This is a genomic window from Methanobrevibacter sp. (genome assembly GCF_045220775.1).
GTDB lineage: Archaea > Methanobacteriota > Methanobacteria > Methanobacteriales > Methanobacteriaceae > Methanocatella.
On record NZ_JBGUWC010000137.1, the window covers coordinates 1 to 24,420 of the forward strand.

Sequence of the window (24,420 nt, forward strand, 5' to 3'; positions counted from 1 at the left end):
AGTTTCATTTCCAACTTTAACAGTCACATTACCTGTAGCATTATCACCAACAACAATAGTGATAGTACCATTGTTTTGATCAATTACTTTAATATCATCAACTTTAATTTTAGATACTTCTAATTTTGTAGCATTAGTGCTTTCTTCGTATTTATCATCACCAAGGTATTTGACATCAACAGTGTAATTGCCCACTTTAAGATTCGGAACAATTAATGTGGCTTTGCCACCTGAAACAGATACATTGTAGTCTTTACCATCAACAGTAACTGTTACATTGCCAGTAGCATCATCAGGAACACTGACTTCAATAACAGCATTATCACCAACAGTGATATTCTCAACAGTTACATTAACAGTTGAAGGTGCTTTAGTTGCTTTAAATGTATTGTTTGCACTTGCATTAGTGTATTTGTCATCACCAAGGTATCTTGCAGTTACATTGTAAGTTCCTTCTTTTGAAATTGGAACTTCGATTGAACCTTTACCATCAGTAAGGTTTACATAATATCCTACACCATCAACATCGACAAGTATAGGTCTAGTTGCATCATCAGGAGCAGATACTTCGATTAAAGTCTTATCTCCAACAGTGGTATTGGTTGCATTTACAGTAATTACAGGAGTAACTTTGTTAACTTCAATATTCAATGAAGACCAGTTGCCTGTTAGGTTTCTGTCTCCTTCATAAACTACCACAACAGTGTGGTTTCCAGGTGCAAGACCTTCTATTGTGAAATTAGCTTTACCGTCAGTTAAGTTTCTAGTGTAGTTTTTACCATCAACATTTATAGTTACTTCACCAGTTGCATTGGTGTTGTTGACTGTAATATTAATTACTTGAGATTCACCGAATTCCATGGATGAACTGTATTCGACACTGACATTTGTCTTATCTCTAAGCACTTCAAAGTCATCGGATGCAGTTGCAGTGTTGTAGTTTTTATTGCCGTTGAAAGTTACTTCAACTGGGTAATTGCCAACTGCCAAGCCATATACATCCAAGGTTGCATTTCCATTGTAGTTTTGAACATTCCATCTAGATGCTCTTAGTACAGCGTTTCCATTTTCTAAAGTGATTTCCTTAACAACAGTGCCATTTACTTTAATGGTTACATTACCTTCAGCATTTACATGAACTATGATATGTTCAACATCACCATAGATTATGTCTTCAACATCAATAGTGATTATAGGATCTGCCTTTTCAACAGTGAAGTTGGCTTTAGCTGAAGTTGAGTTAGTATTATTATCTCCATTGTATATTACTTCAAGAGTGTAGTTTCCGGCATCCAAATTAGGGATTTCATATTCAACTTTGCCGTTAACTATATTTTCAGTTGTGATTTCAGCACCATCAACTTTGATTGTTACATTGCCTGTAGCATTTACAAATATTACAACAGGCACTTTTTCACCGTAGGTTACGTTTTGAACTACAAGATTTATTCCTGCATTTGTGCGTCCGACAGTGAAGTTAGTTGAATTGCTACTTGGCAAGAATTGGTCATTGCCGTTATAAGTCACATCAACAGTCTTATCTCCAACAGTTAAACCAGAGACAACAACGCTAAATGTACCGTTGACGATACCAACAGTCTCATTATATTCATTGCCGATTGTAATGGTTACGTTTCCGGTTGCATTGGTAATTACTGTAATGTTTACTGCTGCAACATCGCCAACAGTAATGTCATCAACGACGACAGATACAGTTGAGTTGGATTTTGTGACTGTGACTTTTGCATTTGTAGAGTTGGATAAGTATTCATTATCTCCAATGTATGTTACATTAGCTGTGTATTCATTTGCTTTCAATCCAGTAATGTTGAATTGTGCTAATCCGTCAGTTACATTTGCATAGTAATATTGTCCACCAATCTCAAGTAAAACTTGGCCAGTAGCATTCTCAGGCAAAGTTACATTGATTTGCTCTACTTCTCCAACTTTAGAGTTAGTTACATTAATACTCATTGGAGCCGCATTCTTATCTACTCTGAATGATTTATTATCTTTGGATCCTGTGTAGTTTTCATTGCCTGCAATAACAGCAGTGACAATGTATTCTCCAGCTTCAAGACCGCCAGGGATTACCACTTTATTATCTTCATCAACAGTATAAGGTTTACCGTTGATTGTTACAGTTAAATCAGTTGCATTGTCAGTAGTCAAGTTGATAACAATATCATCACCAACTTTATAGACTGAATCAACAGCTATAGTTACGTTGGTTCCTGCTTTTTCAACTTTGAATGTAGTTGAATTAGTAGCTGCAGTGTAATTCTCATTAGCAGCCAAATTAGCAATAATTGTGTAATCACCAGCAGCAAGAGCAGCAATTACAATTTGATTATTAGTTACATTGTAATCTTTACCGTTGATGGTAACATTAACCGCACCATCAGAACCGGTAGTAGTTAAATTAATAATAATAGTATCATTATAAACATAAACTTTATCAACGCCAATAACAATTGTGGAATTGGCTTTATTTACAGTGAATTTAGCACTAGCAGTAGCATTACCATTATAATCATCAGTTGAGAAGAATTCAACATCAGCAACTTTACTGCCTGCAGATAAATTAGTCAACTCAACAGTAGCAACACCATTAGACACAGTACCTTTAAATACTTTACCATCAACAGTGACATTGACAGTACCATTAGCATCATTACCAACATTAATATATGCAATAGCCTTATCAGGATAGGTCACATCATCAATTTCCACAGTGATTTCAGGAGTGACAGTGGAAACAGTGAATTTGACATCATTTAATGTCACTTTATCATAATTACTGTCACCATAGAAGACGACTGTAGCAATTTTATCGCCTGCAGGTAACTTATCAGCAAGAGTTAATGTTTTGACACTGCCATTGTACAATACTTTATCTCCAACTTTGATTGATACATTTCCTTTGAAGTCATCAGTGACATTTATGACAAATGTAGTATTTTCTTCAGTAGTGACATTGAATGCAGTTACTTCAGGAACTAAAGTTGCATTGTCCACTGTAAAGCTTGTAGCATTTTTACTTCCAGCATACTTGTCATCACCAACATAGGTTACATTGACTTTATGATCGCCGCTATTCAATCCGGAAGCATTTAATACTCCTTTACCATTGATTAAAGCAACATCATATTCCTTACCATCAACAATCAATTTAGCAGTAGTATTGATAGTTTCATTCAATTCAACAGTAATGACAGCATCCTCGCCATAAGTAACCGGAGTTTTAACTGTCACATTAATATCAGTAGGAATTCTGTTAACGTTGAACTGTTTTGGAGCAGATACGTTACTATTATACTTATCATTGCCCATGAATGTAGCAACAACGGTTATTGTATCATTATTAACCGGAGTGTACTCATAAGTAGCGATATTAGCATTTGTAATTTGTACAGTGTAGTTAGCACCATTAATTGTGAATACCACGTCACCGGTAACTGACTCATTCAAGTTAGCAGTGAAGTTTACCGGACTGCCAACATAAATAGTTGCAGGCACAGTAGTATCATTAACAGTAATTGTCACATTGTTTTTAACTACTTTGATTGTAGTGGATGTAGTATATCCTGTGTAGTTTTGATCACCCTCTAAAACAGCAGTAATGGTATAATTACCTTCAGCTAATCCTTCTATGCAAATTTCATGATTTCCAGGGTTAGGTGAAAGAGGATTTTTATATTGATTTCCATTAATAAATATAGTGAGAAGTCCAGTAGAGTTGGTTGTAGTGAATTTAATTTCTACATCTTCGCCAACTTTATAAGTTCCATTCTTATCTTTAGTAATATTAATTAATGAGTTATTAGGTAAAACAGTGAATTCATCGTCAGCAGTAGCATTGCCATTATAATCATCGCTAGTGATGAACTCAGCAGTGGCCTCATAATCGCCACCGGCTAAACCAGATAAGTCAACACGGGCAACACCGTTAGATACAGTGCCGTTAAAGACTTTAGTTTTATTAGTGCCTTTGACCTTAACGGTGACTCTAACCGTACCGTTAGCAGCATTGCTTACATTAATAACTGCAGTGGCATTATTAGGATAAGTCACATCAGCAATAGTCATATTAATTGAAGGAGCAACTCTTGAAACTGTAAATTCTACATCTTTTGTCAATACATCATAATTGCTGTCACCATAGAATACAACGGTAGCGGTCTTATCGCCGGCAGGCAATTTATCAGAAATGACTAATGTTTTTACACTGCCGTTGTATAATACTTTATCTCCAACTTTGATTGAAACGTTTCCATTAAAGTCATCAGTTACATTGATGACAAAGGCAGTATTTTCTTCAACAGTGACATTTAATGCAGTCACTTCAGCAACTAAAGTAGCATTGTCCACAGTAAAGCTTGTAGCGTTTTTGCTTCCAGCATACTTGTCATCACCGACATAGGTTACATTGACTTCATGATCTCCACTATTCAATCCGGAAGCATTTAATACTCCTTTACCATTGATTATAGCAACATCATATTCTTTACCATCAACAATCAATTTAGCAGTAGTGTTGATAGTTTCATTCAATTCAACAGTAATGACAGCATCCTCGCCATAAGTAACTGGAGTTTTAACAGTCACATTAATATCAGTAGGAATTCTGTTAACGTTGAATTGTTTTTGAGCAGATACATTGCTATTATACTTATCATTGCCAACGAGTGTAGCAACAATAGTTATTGTATCATTATTAACCGGAGTGTACTCGAAAGTAGCAGTAGTAGCATTTGTAATATGTACAGTATAATTAGCACCATTAATAGTAAATATCACATCACCAGTAACTGATTCATTCAAGTTAGCAGTGAAGTTTACCGGACTGCCAGCATAAATTGTGGTAGGTACAGTAGTATCACTGACACTGATTGTTATATTGTTTTTAACAACATTGAATGTTTTATTATCTTTGGATCCTGTGTAGTTCTCATTGCCAGCTATAACAGCAGTGATAATGTATTCTCCAGCTTCAAGACCGCCAGGAATTACTACTTTATTATCTTCATCAACAGTATAATTATTGCCGTTGATTGTTACAGTTAAATCAGTCGCATTGACAGCAGTCACGTTGATAATAATATCATCACCGACTTTATAGACAGAATCAACAGCTATAGTTACATTGGTTCCTGCTTTTTCAACTTTAAATGTGGTTGAATTGGTAGCATCAGTGTAATTTTCGTTAGCAGCCAAATTAGCAATGATTGTGTACTCACCAGCAGCAATACTATCAATTACAACTTGACTATTATTTACAGGATACTCTTTACCATTGATGGTTACACTAACAGCACCATCAGAACCGTTAGTGATTAAATTAATAATAATAGTATCATTATAGACATAAACTTTATCAACACCAATAACAATAGTGGAATTGGCTTTATTTACAGTGAATTTAGCACTATCAGTAGCATTGCCATTATAACCATCAGTTGAGAAGAATTCAACATCAGCAACTTTACTGCCTGCAGATAAATTAGTCAACTCAACAGTAGCAACACCATTAGATACAGTGCCGTTGAATACTTTGCCGTCAACAGTGATGTTAACTGTACCGTTAGCATTATTGCCAACATTAACAACAGCAATCGCCTTATCAGGATAAGTCACATCATCAATAGTTATATTAATGGAAGGAGCAACCCTTGAAACAGTGAATGGAACATCATTTAATGTCAATTCATCATAATTGCTGTCACCATAGAAAACAACAGTAGCAGTCTTATCACCAGCAGGCAATTTATCAGCAAGGATTAATGTTTTAACACTGCCATTGTACAATACTTCATCCCCAACTTTGATTGAAACATTTCCTTTAAAGTCATCAGTAACATTAATGACAAATGTAGTATTTTGCTCAACAGTGACATTGAATGCAGTCACTTCAGGAACTAAAGTAGCATTGTCCACAGTGAAGTTTGTAGAATCTTTGCTTCCTGCATACTTGTCATCACCGACATAAGTCACATTGACTTCATGATTACCACTATTCAATCCGGAAGCATTGAATCCGCCTTTACCATTGATTACAGCAACATCATATTCTTTACCATCAACAATCAATTTAACAGTAGTATTGATAGTTTCATTCAATTCAACAGTAATGACAGCATCCTCACCATAAGTAACAGGAGTTTTAACAGTCACATTAATATCAGTAGGAATTCTGCTAACATTAAATTCTTTTTGAGCAGATACGTTAGCGTTATACTTATCATTGCCCATGAATGTAGCAACAACAGTAATTGTATCATTATTAACAGGAGTGTACTCATAAGTAGCTGCAGTAGCATTTGTAATATGTACAGTGTAATTAGCACCATTAATTGTAAATATCACATCACCAGTGACTGATTCATTCAAGTTAGCAGTGAAGTTTACCGGACTGCCAACAACAATATCAGCAGGAACAGTAGTATCATTAACACTGATAGTCACATTGTTTTTAACTACTTTGATTGTTGCATTTGAACTGGATCCATAGTAATTTTCGTCTTCATCTAAGACAGCTACAATTTCATAAGTACCATTAGGCAATCCATTTTCGATTGTTACCTTATTATCAGTAACATTATATTCTTTGCCATTTATAGTAACAGTAATATTACCAGTGGAATTAATAGGAGTTAAAGTAATTACAATCTCTTCGCCGACATGATAAACATCTTCTACGCTAATATTAATAGCGGAAGTACCTTTGGCAGTGACATTCACCCAACCACTAGCTGTACCCTCAACATACTTATCATTTTCAAGATAAGTGACAGATACAGTGTAATTGTCAACGCTTAAGCCTTTAACGGTTAAGTTAGCATTACCGCCAGTCATATTGACCGCATAATCAACACCATCAACAGTAACAACTAAATTACCATCACGGTCACTAGGACCGGAAATATTAATTACAGCATCCTTACCGTCTGTAATAGTGATATTAGTAACATTAACAACAGGAGTAAGTTTGGATACAGTAAAGTTAGCAGTGGTGAAATTGGATACATATTTATCGGTTCCGGAATAGGTTACGGCTACTGTCTTATTGCCGTATGTTACATTAGGAACAACGAATTTTGCAACGCCGTCAGTGACGCTTTCAGGACCATAAACTTTACCATTAATCTCAATAGTCACATTACCATCAGCATCATCAGGCACAGTCACATTGATATAAGCAGTATCATCAACATAGAGGTTTTCTACGTCAACTTTGATAGGACTGCCAACTTTAGACACCACAAACCTGGTAGATGCTGTCTTATTCACATATTTATCATTACCGAAGTAAGCAGTAACATTGTAAACTCCTTCTTTAAGGGTTGAAACATTATTTAATACCGCAATACCATCTTCATTTATATCACAGGTGTAATTAGTTCCATTCAATTCAATGATAACCTTACCGGTAGCATCTTCAGGAACATTAACAGTGATATTAGTGTTGTTTCCGACATAAATGTCAGAAGCGGTAATATTAATCAAGTAATCATCTGTCTGATTAGTAGTAAATTCATAAATATCATAATCTTTAGTAAAGTTCTTATCACCAGCATAACTAGCATTGATAGTGTAATTACCATAATCTAAAATATCAGTAGTGAGTATAGCAATTCCATTAACTGGTTTTACACTATAATCTTTATCAACATGAACAGTTACATTTTCAGTGGTTCTAGGATCAATTCTAACAATGATTGTTGCATTCTCACCAGCAGTAGAATCAACATAAACAATCTCAATATTAGGTGAAATTTGTCTAACTTCAAAGCTTCTATTAGTCTTATTAGCATTATACTTGTCATCACCACTGTAATTAGCAATAACTGTGTAATTATCGGCTGCAAGACCATCTACAATCCAATTAACCTTGCCATTTACAACAGGCAAAGTAACATTCTTATCAGTACCATTAATCTTAATTGTAATGTATCCTGTAGCATCCTCTTTAACTGTCACGGTAATATTAGCATTTTCACCGTAAGGGATAGAGTCAACATCAATCACAATAGTAGTGTTGTCTTTAGCAATGCCAAATGTAGTGCAGTTAGTGCTTGGCAAGTATTGATCATCACCAATATAAGTCACATTAACAGTATGAGTAGTATTTCCTAAACCTTTAATAGTGATTGTTCCATTACCATTAGTAGTATTCACAGTGTAATTGGTTCCATCCACATTCACAATCACATATCCAGTTGCATTTGCAGGAATGGTTACATTGATAACAGTATCATCACCAACAAGACCTGCATCAACAGTTACATTAACTTGAGATTCGCGTTTAGATACAGTAAAGTTAGCAGTAGTGAAGTTAGATACATATTTATCAGTGCCGGAATAAGTTACGGCAACAGTCTTATTGCCATAAGTCACATTAGGAACAACAAATCTTGCAACGCCGTCAGTGACGCTTTCAGGACCATAAACTTTACCATTAATCTCAATAGTCACATTACCATCCGCATCATCAGGCACAGTCACATTAATGTAAGCAGTATCTCCAACATAAAGGTCATCTACATCAACTTTAATAGGACTATCAACCTTAGATACAGCAAACCTGGTTGATACTGTTTTATTTACATACTTATCATTACCGAAGTAAGCAATAACATCATAAATTCCTTCTTTAAGTGTTGAAACATTATCCAATACAGCTACACCTTGACTAATAGTAGCGGTGTAATTGGTACCATTCAACTCAATAATTACTTTACCTGTTGCATCAGAAGGAACATTCACAGTAATGTTGGTGTTGTTTCCAACATAAATGTCAGATGCAGTAATATTAATCAAGTAATCATTAGTCTTATTGGTTGTAAATGTGTACTCAATAGAGTTGGCTGTGAAATTCTTATCACCAGGATAAGTTGCATTTATGGTGAAAGTGCCATTTTCAAGCACATCAGTAGTGAATACTGCAATACCATACTCATCAACAGCCATGGTATAAGATTTATTGTCCACAGTAATAGTTACATTTTCAGTGACTCTAGGATCAACTCTAACAATAATTGTTGCATTTTCACCGGCAGTGGAATCAACATGGACAATTTCAACATTAGGTGAGATTTGTCTTACTTCGAATGTTTTATTGGTTTTATTTCCATTATATTTATCATCGCCACTGTAATTAGCGTAAACTGTGTAATTATCAGCAGCAAGACCTTCTACAATCCAATTAACCTTACCGTCAGCAATAGGTAAGGTAATATTTCTAGTTTCATTAATCTTAATAGTAATATAACCAGTAGCATCATCATTAACAGTTACAGTAATATTAGCTTTATCACCATAATCAATAGACTCAACATCAATAGATATAGTAGCATTTATGTTATCTACTTTGAAAGTTGTGTCATTTTCAGCTACTGTGTAATTGTCAAGTGCATCTCCATAGTATTTGATATGCACGCTGTAATTTCCAACAGCCAAATCATCAACAGTGATTTCAGCCACACCATCAGTGAATTCATCTACATATATAGGATGTTTGGTGAAGTTTCCACTTAAAATCACAAATCCTGTTGCGTTAGCAGGAATGTTGATTGTGATTTTGCCTTCTTGACCAATAGTGATGTTTAAGGCTGTTACATTTACTTCAGGAGTTCTTTGATTTACATCGAATTCGACCATTGTTCTGTTAGCGGTGTAGTTTCTATCTCCATCATAGAATACCCATACGACTTTGTGTCCAACAGTCAAATTAGTTAAGTTCAATTGAGCAGTACCATTTGTAATAGGTACTGTATGATTTACACCATTGATGTTGATTATTACATTTCCTGTTGCATTTTCAGCAAGGGTTACATTAATTGACTCTTTATCCCATACCACAATGTCATGGACATCAACATCCAAGGTAGTATTAGCTTGATATACATTGAAGTCTTTTGTTACAGTGACTTCAGTGTAATTCTCATTTCCGTTGAATGTTACTTCAACAGGATAGTTGCCAACAGCAAGATCATATACATAAGTCTCATTGCCTGAAGAGGTAATGTTTAGAACGGTTTCAGTACCATTGACTTTGACTGTTACATTGCCGCCAGTGTTAACTTTAATTATTATATGTTCAGCATCACCATAGTAGATATCTTCAACTGTCACATTGAGTTCAGGAGTTGCCTTGAATACTGTGAAGTTGGTACTATTAGATGCAATAGTGTAATTTTCATTTCCATTAAATGTCGCTTCAATAGTATAATTTGAAGCAGATAAGTTTTTAAGAGTAAATGTTGCTTGACCATCTATAGGTTCTTGTGTAAATACAACAGTTTCGTTTAATTTTATAGTTACATTACCGCTTTGACCTTCAGGAACGGTTACGATAACAATCGCATCTTCACCATAGGTAATGTTTTCAACAGTGACATTTATGCTTGGAGTTGCTTTGCTTACATTGAATAAAGTTGAATTGGTTGCATTATAATATTTCTTATCCCCAACGAATGTTACGGTCACATTGTATACACCAACACTTAATCCTGAGAGAGGCAAGGTTGCATTGCCGTTAATAATTTCAATATAATATGGAGTGCCGTTTACAGTCACGTTTAGTATTCCTGTTGCATCTTCTGGAACAGTTATGTTGATGACTTCGGTATCTCCGAGAGTGATGTTTTCTGTTTTTATTTCAACAGTTGCATTGAATTTTGTCACGTTGAATGTGTCTTGTGCCCATGAAGGCGCATATAATCCAGTACCTTCATAAGTGGCGAATACATGATTTATTCCATTTTTTAGATCTGTTGCGTTGAATTCGACGAAAGTGGAATTGTCAACAGTTTGTAAAGCTAAGACATGAGGTTCGCCATTTATGTAGAGAGTGATGTTTCCTTCAGCATTAGGCAATATGGTTACCTTAATAGGAACTGTTTCATTAATGAAGTAGGTTCTATCATTGTCAACTTCAAGCAAGAGAACAGTCTGTGTCTTTTCAGTTACGTTACCATAAGTTGAATTGGATGTGCTGTAATAATTGTTATCTCCATTATATGTAGCATTTACAGTGTAGTTTCCAATAGGCAATCCATAAATGACTGTCATTCCTTGACCGTTAGCTAAGTATATGGTTGTGGTTCTGCCAGCAACCTCAATAGTCACATTTCCGGTTGCATCGGATATATTATATCTTCCATCCATGACAGTGACATTGACTACTAAATTATATCCTATACCTGTCACGTTAACCAGTAGGGTCGGAGTGATTTTGCTTATCTCCAATATTGCAGTTGTATTTGATTTATCATATTTTGCATTACCACCGTAAACAAAGGATAGGGTGTGGTTGCCAGCTGGCAAGTAGCTGCCTTCAATTAAAGTGGAAATGTTTATGGATCCTTTGGAGTCGTCTAATGTTATATTTCCAAGGAAAGTGTCATTAAGATAAACTGATACATTTCCAGTTGCACCGTGAGTTACATTTACACTAAGAGTTGAATTTGAGTGATATGTTGTATTTGTTGCGGATGCATTTATGCTTGAAGGTGCTCTTGAAGTCAATTTGATTATTGTGTAATAGTCATCATTAGTCAATATCGCTTCAACATAAATTTCACCATATTGCTCGGAAGGTACGTCAGGAACGATGTCATGGAAGTCTAAGTAAATCTTACCATTCTTATCTGTTATGAAATATTGATTGTCAGGGTTTAATAAATTACCTTTATCATCATATACACCAACAGTTATGTTTTGACCTGCTTCAGGAGTTGGGTCAGCCGCATTTGGCAATGTAACTGCAGAAGATCCTGTGTTGTCTACACCGTTTTCACTCCAATAAGTCACATTATTGCAGGTTGGCCTGTTTGAACCGGTTACATAAATCGCATTCAAGTACTTGTCTTTACCTTTGAACAGCAATACGATTTTACCTGTACTTTCATCATAACTATCGAATGTAAGTGAACTTGAATTTGCTTGGTTTTCAATAAGGTACGCATTAGTCAAAGTAAATGCTGCAGTTGAATAAATTGCAGAACCTGAGAATGCCTTATTGCCGGTCATGTTAACATTTGAAAGTGAATTTCCTCCTTTGGAAATGTAAATGGCACCACCATACTGAAGTGCAGTGTTGTTTAAGAATACCATATCATGAATATTGATATTATTCCTATTCCAGTATATTCCACCACCATTCAATGCAGTGTTGTTTATGAAAGTCAAGTTATTATGAATCAATTCCGCATTTTCATTATACATTCCACCACCGAAGTTTTCGGCATAGCTGTCGGAAATTGTAACATTATATAAGTAAAGGCGTTTATTAAACCAAATACTTCCACCGTTTTGAGTAGCATTATTTCCTATGAAAACACAGTCAATAAATTTAACAGGTTCGGCAGCATTGTAAACGGATAAAGCACCACCATTATTAGCGGTGTTATTGATAAATGAATCATTTGTAAAGAATATATTATTACATTCTTTAACTTGAACTGCCCCACCACCATATACGTTTGGAGCAATTGCTTTAGCAACGTTGCTGATGAATTTTGTGTTTTCAATTAAAATAGGATTATTAATATCTAAATTGCTTTTACTTTGGACATATAATGCCCCGGCTTCCTTGTCGGATGAACAGTTGACAAATACTGAGTTATTGATTACAGCTTTTGAGTCAACTCTTAAATATAAAGCTCCTCCTTGAACCCAAACATTACCTGTTGCAGATGTAGTAATGTAATCACCATCGAAAATACAGTTGTCTATTACAACATAATTACTTCTATCCCATAGGATAGCTCCACCGTCAGCCTTATTATCGGACTGGACAGAGTTTCTGATGAATTTGGAATCTTTAATGGAATCGTGAGCTCCACCTTCGGACCAATAGATAGCTCCACCACCTTTAGTATTGGAACTGGATCTTGCATAAGCAACATTCTCTTCAAATAAACAACCGAGAATATCATTATATTTGGAATTAGATCCACCATACCAATACATAGCTCCTCCGTTACCTTGAGCACCATTATATGTGAAGTTAGAATTGGTTACAGTGGAATATGAACCAGTGGAATACATTGCACCACCATCATTAGATGCAGAACCTCCATTGAATGAAGAATCGGAAACATTACAGTAATTACCTTCGAGGTAAATTATTCCACCAGAGTATGCAGCAGACTCATCGAAGTCAGAACCTGAAATTTTAGCATAATTACCTTTGATGTATATTGCACCACCTAAGTTATCAGTACCATAGACAGCACCTGTCTTAGCAAAGGTGTTAGTGAAGGATGAATCTATAACAGATGCATATACACCATCAATATATATTGCACCACCTGCTCTTGCGGTAGAATCACTAATATTGGAGTTTGTGATTGTAGTGCGATCACCAATAATATATATTGTTCCACCATCTGCATCACTAGCAGTACATTCATCAAAGTTACAACTTTCTATATCAACATCATCACCAGTAATGAATATTGCACCACCAACATTACTATTATCCCTATTATATGTGATACCTCTAGTAAAGTTAGAGTTTAATATAGATAGCTTATCACCAGTTACACTAAGTATACCACCTTTGGAAGTACTTGGATCAGATGGATTTCCAGCACTTAGACCTTTATTATCTGTAAAGTCACATCCATCTATAATACCATTAGCTCCTTCCCAATATATAGCACCACCATCATCACCAGCACGATTATCATTCAAAGTAGAGTTATATATTTTACAGTTTTCACCACTGATATATAATGCACCACCATCTTCTGTAACCTCATTATTGGTAAATATGGAATTAATGATTTCAACATTATTACCTAAAGCATATATTGCACCACCATCATTAGAAGCGGTACAATCGGTGAAGTTAGTATCACTGATTATAATATTATCACCGGTAATGAACATTGCACCACCATCAATCTTACTACTATCAGAACCAGCACTATAAACAACACGACCTGAAGTAATAGAAGACTTACTAATATTAACATTATCACCAGTAAGTGATATAGTACCACCTCTAGAATTAGAGTCATCATTACAAATACCAGTGTTATTATTACAAGTAATATTATAGATAGTACCATCATCACCATTCCAACATATAGCACCACCATCATCACCTGCAACATTATCAGTAAAGGTGGAATCATATAACCTAGTACCATTACCTAGTACATATAATGCACCACCATCTTCACTAGCTTTATTATTGGTAAAGGTAGTATTCTTAATCATATTATTATCACCTAAGGTATATATTGCACCACCCATATTAGATGCAGTACAATCAGTGAAGGTAGAGTCAGTAATAGTTACATCATGACCAGTGGCGAATATTGCACCACCATCAACTTTACTAATATCAGAACCATCACTATAAATAACATGATTAGATGTAAATGTAGACTTACTAATATTAACATTATCACCAGTAAGTGATATTGCACCACCTCTAGAATTAGAGTCATCATTACAAATACCAGTGTTGTTATTACAAGTAATATTATAGATAGTACCATCATTACCATTCCAACATATAGCACCACCATCATCACCCGCAGTATTATCGATGAAAGTGGAATCAGATAATTTACAACCATTGCCTGAAATGAATAATGCACCACCATCTTCACTAGCATAAGATCCTTTGAAAGTACAGTCATCAATGGTTAAGTCTTGTGCATCTGAATGTATAGACCCTCCGTAATCTACGGATGCACTTCCACCATTGACAAAATTAATTCCTGTTAATGTAACAGTACTTCCAGTTTCTATGTTGAATATCCTAGCTGAGCTAAGAGCATCAATAGTAAAGTCATTACCTATAATGTTAATATTTTTAGAAATAACAATACCATTTGTCAATCCAGAGTCAGAACTACTATTATATGTGTAATTCTTATCAAGATTAATTGTACCAGTATTATCATTATCTATCTTTTCTTGTAATTCCGAAAATGATCCTGCGCCATCATTTTCACCCCTTACTATTGAATTATCTTCAGGGAGTGAGTATGACGAAAGATCATTACTTATGCTGACAGTATCGTCGCTTTGAACTGCCATTATTGTATCATCTGTTGTATTTAGCTCAACATCAGCAGCAGAAACTGCCTGAAGTGAGAAAATAAAACATATGATTAAACATATCATTAATATCTCTTTCTTATTCATAATACACCCCCTCCATTTTATAACATAGGTTATATATTAACCTATCATGGAGAGTCTATCGTGATATTTATTTAAGACAATTATAATATATAAAGTTTCTTTATTGACAAACAATAAAAAACTGTACATTTATCAGAACTAACAGGTCAAAAATAAACAATTAATAAAATAATTTAAATTAAATAAATTGTATTCAAAATAAAAATAAAAAATAATGAAATGAATATACCCAATGTAAAATAAATTAAACATATTTCATTAGCAGTAACCCCAACTTAAACACGAAACAAACATGAAAAAATAGAATTAAACAAAATACGAAAAAAAATAAAAAATTTTTGATAAAATGAATAAAATAAATAAAAAAAAGAAATGAAGTAATCTATTTGATTACTTTACTTTTGATGATCTCCACTCTTTTGAGAGGGTAAATCTTTTTAGCGTTGTGGTAAATTTCAGATGCTAATTTACCGTTTACACAAACTTTTACCAAATCATCGAATGATCTTTCAGCTGCCGCTTCAATGAGTAAATCTTCGATTACTTTTCTCATGTATCTTTGTTGGGAAGATTTAGCTCTTCTGATAGTTACAGCAAGTACTTGAAGCTTTAATTTACGGCCATCTTTGGTTTTTACGATTGCAGAAGCGTCGATTCTGGAAGTTCCTCTTCTAATCATGCTTCTTACATAATCGGTAGTTGTTTTGTGGCCTGTGAATTTGGTGTTTGCAACGTTGCCTGCAACATTATCAATTTCAAACCTGAGTTTGATGTATTGTTTTGAGAAATCTCCGGTTAATTCCCTCATAGTAACTTCCACGCCTCTTCCGATGAGAAGATCTGGATCTTTTGCTGGAGTTTCTCCAATTTCTTTATCTTCAAAGTTCACTGGTGTTTTAATAGTATACCAGGATTTTTCTTTCCATGTATCACGTACTCTACGTCTTGCTTTTGATTTTGCCATTATATCAACCGTTTAAAAATTATATTATTATATCTAGTAATTTAGCGTTATCGCCATAAAATTTTATAAAATAGTCTCTAAATTAAGTATAAAACATAAACTAAACTGTAAAAATGATTTTAAATAAGTATAGTTTTACAATCGTTTATTAGACTATTGTGAGTTATACTCACGTTATTTAAAGAAAATATATTTAATTAAGTTTTAATTTATAAAACCCGCCCATAAAGGTTGTTATTACTTTTTTTATTCATGATATATAAAGATTATTGAAATTTTAGAAATAATAAAATTTTTTAGAAAATATAATATAAAATAAATTATAGGGCGAATTTACAATATAAAAAAACGAAATGCAAAATGAACCCCAAATCAAGAATTGAGCCCTCTGAATCCTTATCCTAAAAAAGGTTCGGATAGATAAAAAAAAAGATACAATAGGCATTTCCCTGAAAAATTTCTGCACCCAATAGATAAAAAGATTCACCTTTTCATGAAATTTACATGATCGATATATCTCTTTAAGACCTCATCAATCGGACCTTCATCCTCAACAAGTTTTATGCCAGCATCTTCAGCCTTTATTTTAGATTTGAATCCATATTGAACTGAAATCAAAACATCACAGTCCTCGCAAGCACTTATGACTTTACCACCCTGATGCTTTGCATCTTCAGCAATTTCGATATCCCTTTTCTCGATGAAATTCAATTCATCCTCATAATCATATACATATACGGACTTTCCCCTTCCAAGGTGCAAATCAACATTAGCACCATCTGATGAAACTACAGCCAAACGCATCTCCAATCACCTTACATTTTAATTGAAAAATATTATCATAATTATTATATTTACACTTCTGCACCGTCCAATGCATGACGGCATTTGCAATCTGGTGCATCATCAACATTTTTTATGAAATTATATAACAGTTCAAGTAGCTCACTTTCCTTTTGGGCAACCATTTCGAACACTTCGTCGATTGTCAGCTCATCTTCAGAGATTCCTGATGCAAAATTTGATACTATGCATATTGAATTATAGCATATTTCCCTTTCACGAGCCAGTGTGACTTCAGGAAGGCCTGTCATTCCAACAATGTCTCCCCCAAGCATTCTAAACATTTTGATTTCAGCAGGGGTTTCAAACCTTGGCCCTTCAGTGCAGACGTATGTTCCACCCAAAATCACATCACCGGATTCATCCAGAACATCCCTTAAAGTTGGGCAATACGGCTCGGTCACATCTATATGAACCACCTTATCTTCAAAGAATGTCTTAGCCCTGCTCTGTGAAAAATCAAGAAAATCATCCGGAATGACAAATGATCCCGGAGGCATATCCTCATTCATGGACCCCACTGAATTGGTAGCAATGATTTGTGTGACTCCAACATTCTTCAGCGCATCGATATTCGCTCTAAAGTTGATTTTATGTGGTGGAATGGAATGTCCTTCAGCATGCCTTGGGATAAAGGCAACCTTTTTAGAAAATATTTCCAAAATTGAAACTTCAACATCCCCGTAATCGGTTTTCACCAATTTTTTAGAGCAGGAATCTGCCTTATGGGTAATTTCGTATACCCCACTGCCTCCAATAATGCCAATCATTTCAAACTACCCTTTACAAACGGATAACGGCTTAACTTTTACGACAAGTTTAGCGATGCCTGTGCTGTCGGATACCCTAACGACACTGTCCACATCCTTATATGCGCCAGGAGCTTCCTCTTCAATGACATGCTTGCTTGTTGCCTTAATCTTAATGCCTTTTGATGCTAAATCCTTAGTGATTTCATCTGCCTGATATTGCTTTTTGGCTTTGGACCTTGACAATACCCTTCCGGCACCATGAGCGGTTGAACCGAATGTCTCTTCCATCGCAATATCTGTTCCGTGCAATACGTATGATGCGGTTCCCATAGTTCCAGGAATCAAAACAGGCTGGCCGACAGCCCTGTATTTTTCCGGAACCTCTTCACATCCCGGTCCGAATGCACGGGTTGCTCCTTTTCTGTGAACCAGCAGTTCCATTTCACGGTTATAAACTTTATGAGTCTCCATTTTAGCGATATTATGAGCCACATCATAAACAATGTCCATTTCCATGTCTTTTGCAGATTTTCCTAGAACGTCTTCAAAGGTTTCACGAACCCAATGGGTCATCATTTGCCTGTTTGCCCAAGCATAATTGGCCGCTGCAGCCATTGCCTGAATATAATTTTGCGCTTCTTTTGAATCAAGCGGAGCGCAGGCAAGTTGCCTGTCATCAATTTGAATTTTGTATTTTTTATAGGCCTTATCCATCACTCTCAAATAATCTGAACAGATTTGGTGTCCGCAGCCTCTGGAACCTGAGTGAATCATGACTACAATCATTCCTTTTTTAAGGCCAAAGACTTCGGCAACTTCCTCATTGTAAATTTCATCTACAATCTGAACTTCCAAAAAGTGATTTCCGGAACCGAGTGAACCCAATTGAGGGATTCCTCTTTTTTTTGCCTTATCGGACACTATGCTTGAATCAGCATCGATCATTCTTCCGTTTTCTTCCAAAACTTCCAAATCTTCTGGCCATCCATAGCCGTTTTTAACAGCCCATTCAGCACCATAATCCAAAACGTCATTGATTTCATCTTTTTCAAGTCTTATTTTACCTTTACTTCCGACTCCTGACGGGATATTTTTAAACAGCTTTTCTGTAAGCTCATCCAAATGGCCTTCAATATCATCTAAGGTCAAATTTGATTTGATCAATCTTACTCCACAGTTAATGTCAAATCCAACTCCTCCAGGAGATACGATACCGTTCCTTAAGCTGAATGCTGCAACACCACCAATTGGAAATCCATATCCGAAATGGATATCTGGAAGTCCAATGGAGTACATTTGAACGCCCGGAAGGCATGCAACATTAACAATCTGCTTAACGGCACCCTCTTCTAAATCGTCAATATATTCATCAGCAACGTAAAATCTTCCAGAAGCCCTCATTTTCTTATCATAAGACCCTGAAATCTCATAAACATTATCTTTAACCTTTTTAATTTCATCTTTGATACTCATAAAAATCACTAAAATATTATGTTTTAATATTTAGTAGTGGTGTTTAAATAAAGTTTTGGTGCATTTAAGGATTTAATGGTTATGAACCATACCTCTGAATATAAAAAATTCCAGCGCCAAATCAAATTTGAAAAGTAAAGGATCAAGGATATTGTTGATTCTTCGAATATCTTTTTTAAATCCATTTCCAAAATCCTGTTCAAATGCCCTAACAAATAATAACAATTGAGGAGTGAATAAAGGATCATTATCTAATTCAATGTAGATACATGATGCATAGGGCACATATTCTTCCAGCAATTCAGTTGTTTTATTTAAAATAATAATCAAACCCCTATTCTTGCTTATAAAATCATGAACCTTACTACAATCTTTAATGGGATAGCGATTTTTAATAATTTCAAATTCCCTTTCAAAAAGCTCATTATCTTCATTTAATTTATTAAGAAACTCTAATTCTTCATTAAAATCATTATCCATAATACCACCTTTAATAATTTGGATGATTCTTAAAATAATTTACGATATCAATTGCAATTTCTATATCTTTTTTATTTTCAAATAAGAACTCAACGAAAAATTGTTCACCATACTCTTCATCATAATCCGCATGATTTCTAAACACCCTCAAAATATTTAAAATTTCTGACAATTCTCGCTCAGTAGAATCTTTAGAATGTTTTAATTCAATTGAAACACGTTTGTGAATCGTTGCATCCTTTTCTTTTAAATAATATTTATGCTTCACATTAATTAAATATCGCCTCACAATACCAAAAAGGCCATAATACAGTCTACTGATAGCCGTACGTATTGATTCCTCTGTTTTAATATCATATAACATTTCTCCCAACAATATGAATTTTTTCCAATCGAACATTATTTCACCTTTGTTTTCATTAATAAAATTGCTTTAATATGGAAATATTGTTCTCACGTGAGAAAATTTACTCCAAATAGAAGTAATATAGCTTGAAATTCCAATCTAAAATATACTATGGACTTATTAGTTAAAAAAGATTTTGTTTTATCCCAAATCAAAATTTTAAGGAAAAATCAATAAGATAATAAAAAAGAATTATTTTCTAAACAATGCAGATATTCCTGCGATAAGCAAAAATATTGCACTTATAACATTAATGTAATCAGACCCGACAATGACGAACATAGTCGCTACAATAAATCCCACACCAGCTAGCTCATGGTTCTTTTTAACGTAGTAGCTTGACGCAATACCTAAAATAGAAGCAATAATAGCCACCAATCCTAAAAATGGAGCATGCACTTGTCCGATGCTTTCAAGAAATATCAAAAATGACCCTGAAAATATTCCGATAACCGAACCGATTATACCGAACACCATTTCAAAGCTTCTTGATACTGTTCTGGTTCTTTTCATGATAATAGTTATGTTTTCTATATTATATATAAATTTATAAATCAACTATCGCCTGAAGTTCGGCATGATCTGTCATCTTAACTTCCATCTTATGGAATGTTATTGCCTTTATTTCAGTTTTTCTTTCATGCTTATCCCAATCGATGGATTCTCCCTTGATTGTTGCCTTAAGATGCAGATTTTCATCGATTTCAACATGAAATTCGCTGAAAAGCATGAATTCTACTTCATGGTAGAATAAAAGCTCCTCCAGATAGTCATACAAAAGGGACACATTGTCTTCTGAAGTTATCTCAAATGACATTTCCCTTGTAGGATTTATATCATCAGTATTTGAAATTATATTAAAAATAGCAAGCCCTGCATTTTCAAAAGCTTCATTTAAGCTTTCACCATATGCTTTGAATCCAATGTCGGCCGTTACTTCAAAATACTCGAACTTTTTCATGAATTTTCCTCAAAAATATTACTTTTCAAATGCTCTCTTACTCTTTTTTTATATATGGTCTTTCAACAATTTAAAAATAGTGATTAACATGTTCGGAAATAATGACACCACAATTCAAGTAGATTTAAGAAAAAAAAGTAGTATAAGAGACGAAATAATGTATAGTGGCATTGATGTTCAATCTTGCATGGTAATGCTTGCAGTCGTAGCAGTATTGCTTTTATCTGTTATTTCTGTAGTGACAGCTCAAAATCCCTGCATAATCTAGGGATTTAATTGATTTTTCAATACCAAACCCTTAGCTGTTGCCCATTAGATTGCAGGCTTGCCATGCAATGATCTAATGTTGACAGAATATTAATTTCCCCATACAGGAAAAGTTAGATGTCATAGTCTTCGGGGTTAAAACGCAATATAATTTCTCTAGAATTTCCTCTAACCCCTTTTCCTGTAAATTTGGTATCGATTAGTCTTACAAATTCTAATTTGTCCAAGGTTCTATTAAAAGAAGCATAACTGGAACCTGTTTTATCTTTATACATTTCAGCCAATTCACCAGCCTTACAGACATCATCCCAATCGACAATCATCTTTAGAAGATCGTTTTCTACGTCATTGAGGGATTCCAGGGTTTCCCTGACATTGATTGAAACCAGTGAATCGATAGCCTTGTCAAAGTGTTCCTGGGTAATTTCACGGCTTGCTGAAGCTTCTGCAATATTGCCGCATGACCTCAGAAGGTTTATTCCAACCCTCAAATCGCCGTTTTCTTCAGTATACATTGCGATTTGCTCCAATATGTCATCCGGCAAGACTCCTGGGAAAAATCCTGCCTTTGCCCTATTTCTTAAGATATTTTCAATTTCAGTGTATGTGTAAAGCGGGAATGTGATTTCTTGAGGGATAAATACTGTATTTACGTTTTTATCGAAAGCATATTTGAATTCCAAATCTGAAAGAATTGCAAAGATGGCTGTTTTGACACCAGGATATTCTTCATATGCCCTTAACATGTCATAAAATACTTTGTTTGCTGTTTTGGACTGGAACAGATAATTGACATCATCCAATGCAATGACAAGGGATTGGTTTTTTCTTTGAAGATTCTGCATGATCTGGTCATAAATCCTGGAAAATGGAATGCCTGTTTCTGGCGGGATATGTCCAAACATCTTTTTGTAGATTTGTGAAAATATTCCAAAACGGGTTGTATGGATTTGACAGTTAATATAAACACAAACGACCTTTTCTGTATTTTTTTCAACCAATTCAAACACTTTTTTGATTGCGGTTGTCTTTCCTGTAGCGGGTGACCCTAAAACAACTGCATTTGATGGCTGGCCGCCCCTCATTGCCGGCCTTATTGAAATTGCCATGGCTTCCATTTGAGTGTCCCTGAAATTGAAATCCTGAGGCACGTAATCTGGATCAAAAGCATTTATATTCTGAAAAAGAGTTTCATCATGCATTAAAATATCTTCGATTCCCATGTTATCATATTATATATAAACTATTATTTATTATCTACTAAATTTATCAGTTCGACCGGCTCGTTTTCCTTAATCCAATTGGTGAGCATATCGGCATATCTTAATTTTTTCTTTTTGAAGTCATCGGCTTCTGCGGTTTTGGTTGCTAAATTAGGTCTTGAATATTGGGTTACGATGTTTCCAAAGTCCATTCCTGCCAATATCAGTTCACGAGCCCCTAATGCTACAGCCAAAAATTCCGCCCTGTCGCCGTCTGTGAATCCGCCGAAGTTGTAGAGGTTTCCTATAGGCTGTGACTGTGTAGTGCCCAATATGTTGTCGAAAAATGGAATCAATGTTGCAATCTTATCAATGTTGTCTGCGTGAGCATGAATGACGACATTAGCTCCCATCATATTAGCTAAAAGTATATAATCAAGATTTCCATCCAGATCGGTGGCTATGACATCCGGAACCACTTTTTCTTCCATCATTGCGGTTGTCGCCCCATCGGCTGAAACAAGAACATAATCGCTCAAGTCATATTCATCCTTCAACAGTTGGATATGCTCTTTTATGGACGGTCCTGCACCGAATACTATGAACTTGTCTGAAAAGCTTACGATTTCCCTCAATTCCTCCAGGGTAAGGCATCCTTCCACTGAAAGTATCTCATCCAATAGCTTTGCTGATTCCTCATCTCCTTCTCTTGAAAATCCGAAATCATCAAGAATTTCTGTATAATATTTTTCCCAAAGTCCAAATTCCATATTTAAACCTCACTATATTAATTTTAGCTTTTAATAAATTAAATAATTTATTGTTAGTGAAAGATTATTTGTGGACCACATTGATTTCATTGCCTGTGACACGTTTGTAGAGGTTTGAAAGCTGCCTTAAGGTAAAACCGACAAAGAACGCTGAAATCACTGTTCCGATATATACCGCACCAAATACATTTGTATACCATAATCCGCACAGTATCAAAGCCAATGCGACTACAGTAGCATCAAAAGCGATTTTAACAGATGAAAATCTCCAGCCGGTTACGATGGCTATCGCTTCAACGCAGCCTTCGCCGGGAAGAGGAGCGATGTTTGACGGCAGGTAAATGAATATCCCCAAAGCAATCAGGAAAATGCTTAAAACCAGATAAATAAAGCACATTAATGCAGATGCATCAAATGGAATCAATGACACGAAATGGAGCGCAACATCCGTAAAATAGCCGAACACCACACAGTTGATCAGTTGAAGCAGTCTTTTTTTATTGAATTGTGAGCGTAAAATCAGGAATTGGACCACTATCAAACCTGCATTGAAAAGAAATGTGGTTGTTCCAACACTGAGATTTGTAATCAGCGCCAATGCATAGGCCATGGAACTGATAGGAGTTGTTCCGAGTGTTGATGTGATTGAAAATGCCACTCCGAATGACATTACAAACAGCCCGAAAACGAATGTGAAAATCCTCTTAAATGTCAGTTCTTCTCCATTAAATAGCATATGATATCATATTTGCTAATCATTGTTTAAAAAACTTACTTTCAATTTAAACAATATCCTAAAATGTACTATCAATTATACCTTTAATTGAATGAAATGACATATTGAAAATATTTAATAAGTATAAAGATAAAAAATAAAAAGTAGCTGGATTAAAGCTAATCTTTATATATTGGAGGAATGTAATGAACGATATTTTATTAATGCTTCCTGGACCGACAACAGTGCATCCTAGAGTACTTAATGCAATGTCAAAAGCTGTTGTTAACCACAGGGGCGCTAAATATGGAGAAATTTTAACTGAAACTACTGAATTGATGAGTAAAGTTTTCCAAACCCCAAATGATTCTTATTTATTAACCGGATCTGGAACTGCCGCTATGGAAGCAGGTATT

General features: G+C 35.0%; 13 protein-coding genes and 1 pseudogene. 2 read left to right on the forward strand and 12 right to left on the reverse strand.

Annotated features, from left to right (window positions below; all coding sequences use genetic code 11):
• The 9 genes from ACJROP_RS09305 to ACJROP_RS09345 all read right to left on the reverse strand — a co-directional run.
• On the reverse strand, window positions 1-15,171 hold a 15,171-nt coding region (locus ACJROP_RS09305), incomplete at its 3' end, for an Ig-like domain repeat protein (protein ID WP_406535194.1).
• Window positions 15,172-15,553: 382 nt separating this feature from the next.
• Window positions 15,554-16,135 carry a 30S ribosomal protein S3ae gene (locus ACJROP_RS09310; protein WP_406535195.1) on the reverse strand — a complete coding sequence of 194 codons (582 nt, stop codon included), beginning with the start codon at window positions 16,133-16,135 and terminating at the stop codon, window positions 15,554-15,556.
• Between the two features lie 483 nt (window positions 16,136-16,618).
• Complete coding sequence (locus ACJROP_RS09315; RefSeq protein ID WP_406535196.1) at window positions 16,619-16,939, reverse strand: NifB/NifX family molybdenum-iron cluster-binding protein; 321 nt, start codon at window positions 16,937-16,939, stop codon at window positions 16,619-16,621.
• A 50-nt stretch (window positions 16,940-16,989) separates the two neighbouring features.
• Window positions 16,990-17,748: an S-methyl-5'-thioadenosine phosphorylase gene (gene mtnP / locus ACJROP_RS09320; RefSeq protein ID WP_406535197.1), complete on the reverse strand. Its 759-nt coding sequence runs from the start codon at window positions 17,746-17,748 to the stop codon at window positions 16,990-16,992.
• A gap of 6 nt (window positions 17,749-17,754) precedes the next feature.
• Window positions 17,755-19,203 carry an RtcB family protein gene (locus tag ACJROP_RS09325; RefSeq protein WP_406535198.1) on the reverse strand — a complete coding sequence of 483 codons (1,449 nt, stop codon included), beginning with the start codon at window positions 19,201-19,203 and terminating at the stop codon, window positions 17,755-17,757.
• 72 nt (window positions 19,204-19,275) lie between these two features.
• Complete coding sequence (locus ACJROP_RS09330) at window positions 19,276-19,683, reverse strand: hypothetical protein (RefSeq protein WP_406535199.1); 408 nt, start codon at window positions 19,681-19,683, stop codon at window positions 19,276-19,278.
• A gap of 10 nt (window positions 19,684-19,693) precedes the next feature.
• On the reverse strand, window positions 19,694-20,083 hold the full coding sequence (locus ACJROP_RS09335) for a hypothetical protein (RefSeq protein ID WP_406535200.1): 390 nt from the start codon (window positions 20,081-20,083) through the stop codon (window positions 19,694-19,696).
• Window positions 20,084-20,281: 198 nt separating this feature from the next.
• On the reverse strand, window positions 20,282-20,602 hold the full coding sequence (locus ACJROP_RS09340; RefSeq protein ID WP_406535201.1) for a hypothetical protein: 321 nt from the start codon (window positions 20,600-20,602) through the stop codon (window positions 20,282-20,284).
• A 34-nt stretch (window positions 20,603-20,636) separates the two neighbouring features.
• Entirely contained in the window at window positions 20,637-21,050 is a 414-nt protein-coding gene (locus tag ACJROP_RS09345) for an archease (protein WP_406535202.1), read from the reverse strand.
• Window positions 21,051-21,138: 88 nt separating this feature from the next.
• Here ACJROP_RS09345 and ACJROP_RS09350 point away from each other — a divergent pair, with 88 nt between their 5' ends.
• Window positions 21,139-21,318, forward strand: coding sequence for a hypothetical protein (locus ACJROP_RS09350; RefSeq protein WP_406535203.1), 180 nt, complete (start codon window positions 21,139-21,141; stop codon window positions 21,316-21,318).
• A 112-nt stretch (window positions 21,319-21,430) separates the two neighbouring features.
• Here the strand turns inward: ACJROP_RS09350 and ACJROP_RS09355 are convergent, their stop codons facing one another.
• The 3 genes from ACJROP_RS09355 to ACJROP_RS09365 form a co-directional block, all read right to left on the reverse strand.
• Window positions 21,431-22,540, reverse strand: a complete 1,110-nt coding sequence (locus ACJROP_RS09355; protein ID WP_406535204.1) for an ORC1-type DNA replication protein — start codon at window positions 22,538-22,540, stop codon at window positions 21,431-21,433.
• A gap of 23 nt (window positions 22,541-22,563) precedes the next feature.
• Entirely contained in the window at window positions 22,564-23,289 is a 726-nt protein-coding gene (locus ACJROP_RS09360; protein WP_406535205.1) for a 6-hydroxymethylpterin diphosphokinase MptE-like protein, read from the reverse strand.
• 64 nt (window positions 23,290-23,353) lie between these two features.
• The gene (locus tag ACJROP_RS09365; RefSeq protein ID WP_406535206.1) at window positions 23,354-24,025 is read right to left on the reverse strand and encodes a YitT family protein; all 672 of its coding nucleotides are present in this window, start codon (window positions 24,023-24,025) and stop codon (window positions 23,354-23,356) included.
• A 185-nt stretch (window positions 24,026-24,210) separates the two neighbouring features.
• Here ACJROP_RS09365 and ACJROP_RS09370 point away from each other — a divergent pair.
• Window positions 24,211-24,420 (forward strand): annotated as a pseudogene (locus ACJROP_RS09370) (aminotransferase); the annotation flags it as partial.

Coding starts and splice junctions, on each gene's coding strand:
- ACJROP_RS09310 (WP_406535195.1), bottom strand. CDS start 16,135: ATGGCAAAATCAAAAGCAAGACGTAGAGTACGTGATACATGGAAAGAA.
- ACJROP_RS09315 (WP_406535196.1), bottom strand. CDS start 16,939: ATGCGTTTGGCTGTAGTTTCATCAGATGGTGCTAATGTTGATTTGCAC.
- mtnP (WP_406535197.1), bottom strand. CDS start 17,748: ATGATTGGCATTATTGGAGGCAGTGGGGTATACGAAATTACCCATAAG.
- ACJROP_RS09325 (WP_406535198.1), bottom strand. CDS start 19,203: ATGAGTATCAAAGATGAAATTAAAAAGGTTAAAGATAATGTTTATGAG.
- ACJROP_RS09330 (WP_406535199.1), bottom strand. CDS start 19,683: ATGGATAATGATTTTAATGAAGAATTAGAGTTTCTTAATAAATTAAAT.
- ACJROP_RS09335 (WP_406535200.1), bottom strand. CDS start 20,083: ATGTTCGATTGGAAAAAATTCATATTGTTGGGAGAAATGTTATATGAT.
- ACJROP_RS09340 (WP_406535201.1), bottom strand. CDS start 20,602: ATGAAAAGAACCAGAACAGTATCAAGAAGCTTTGAAATGGTGTTCGGT.
- ACJROP_RS09345 (WP_406535202.1), bottom strand. CDS start 21,050: ATGAAAAAGTTCGAGTATTTTGAAGTAACGGCCGACATTGGATTCAAA.
- ACJROP_RS09350 (WP_406535203.1), top strand. CDS start 21,139: ATGTTCGGAAATAATGACACCACAATTCAAGTAGATTTAAGAAAAAAA.
- ACJROP_RS09355 (WP_406535204.1), bottom strand. CDS start 22,540: ATGGGAATCGAAGATATTTTAATGCATGATGAAACTCTTTTTCAGAAT.
- ACJROP_RS09360 (WP_406535205.1), bottom strand. CDS start 23,289: ATGGAATTTGGACTTTGGGAAAAATATTATACAGAAATTCTTGATGAT.
- ACJROP_RS09365 (WP_406535206.1), bottom strand. CDS start 24,025: ATGCTATTTAATGGAGAAGAACTGACATTTAAGAGGATTTTCACATTC.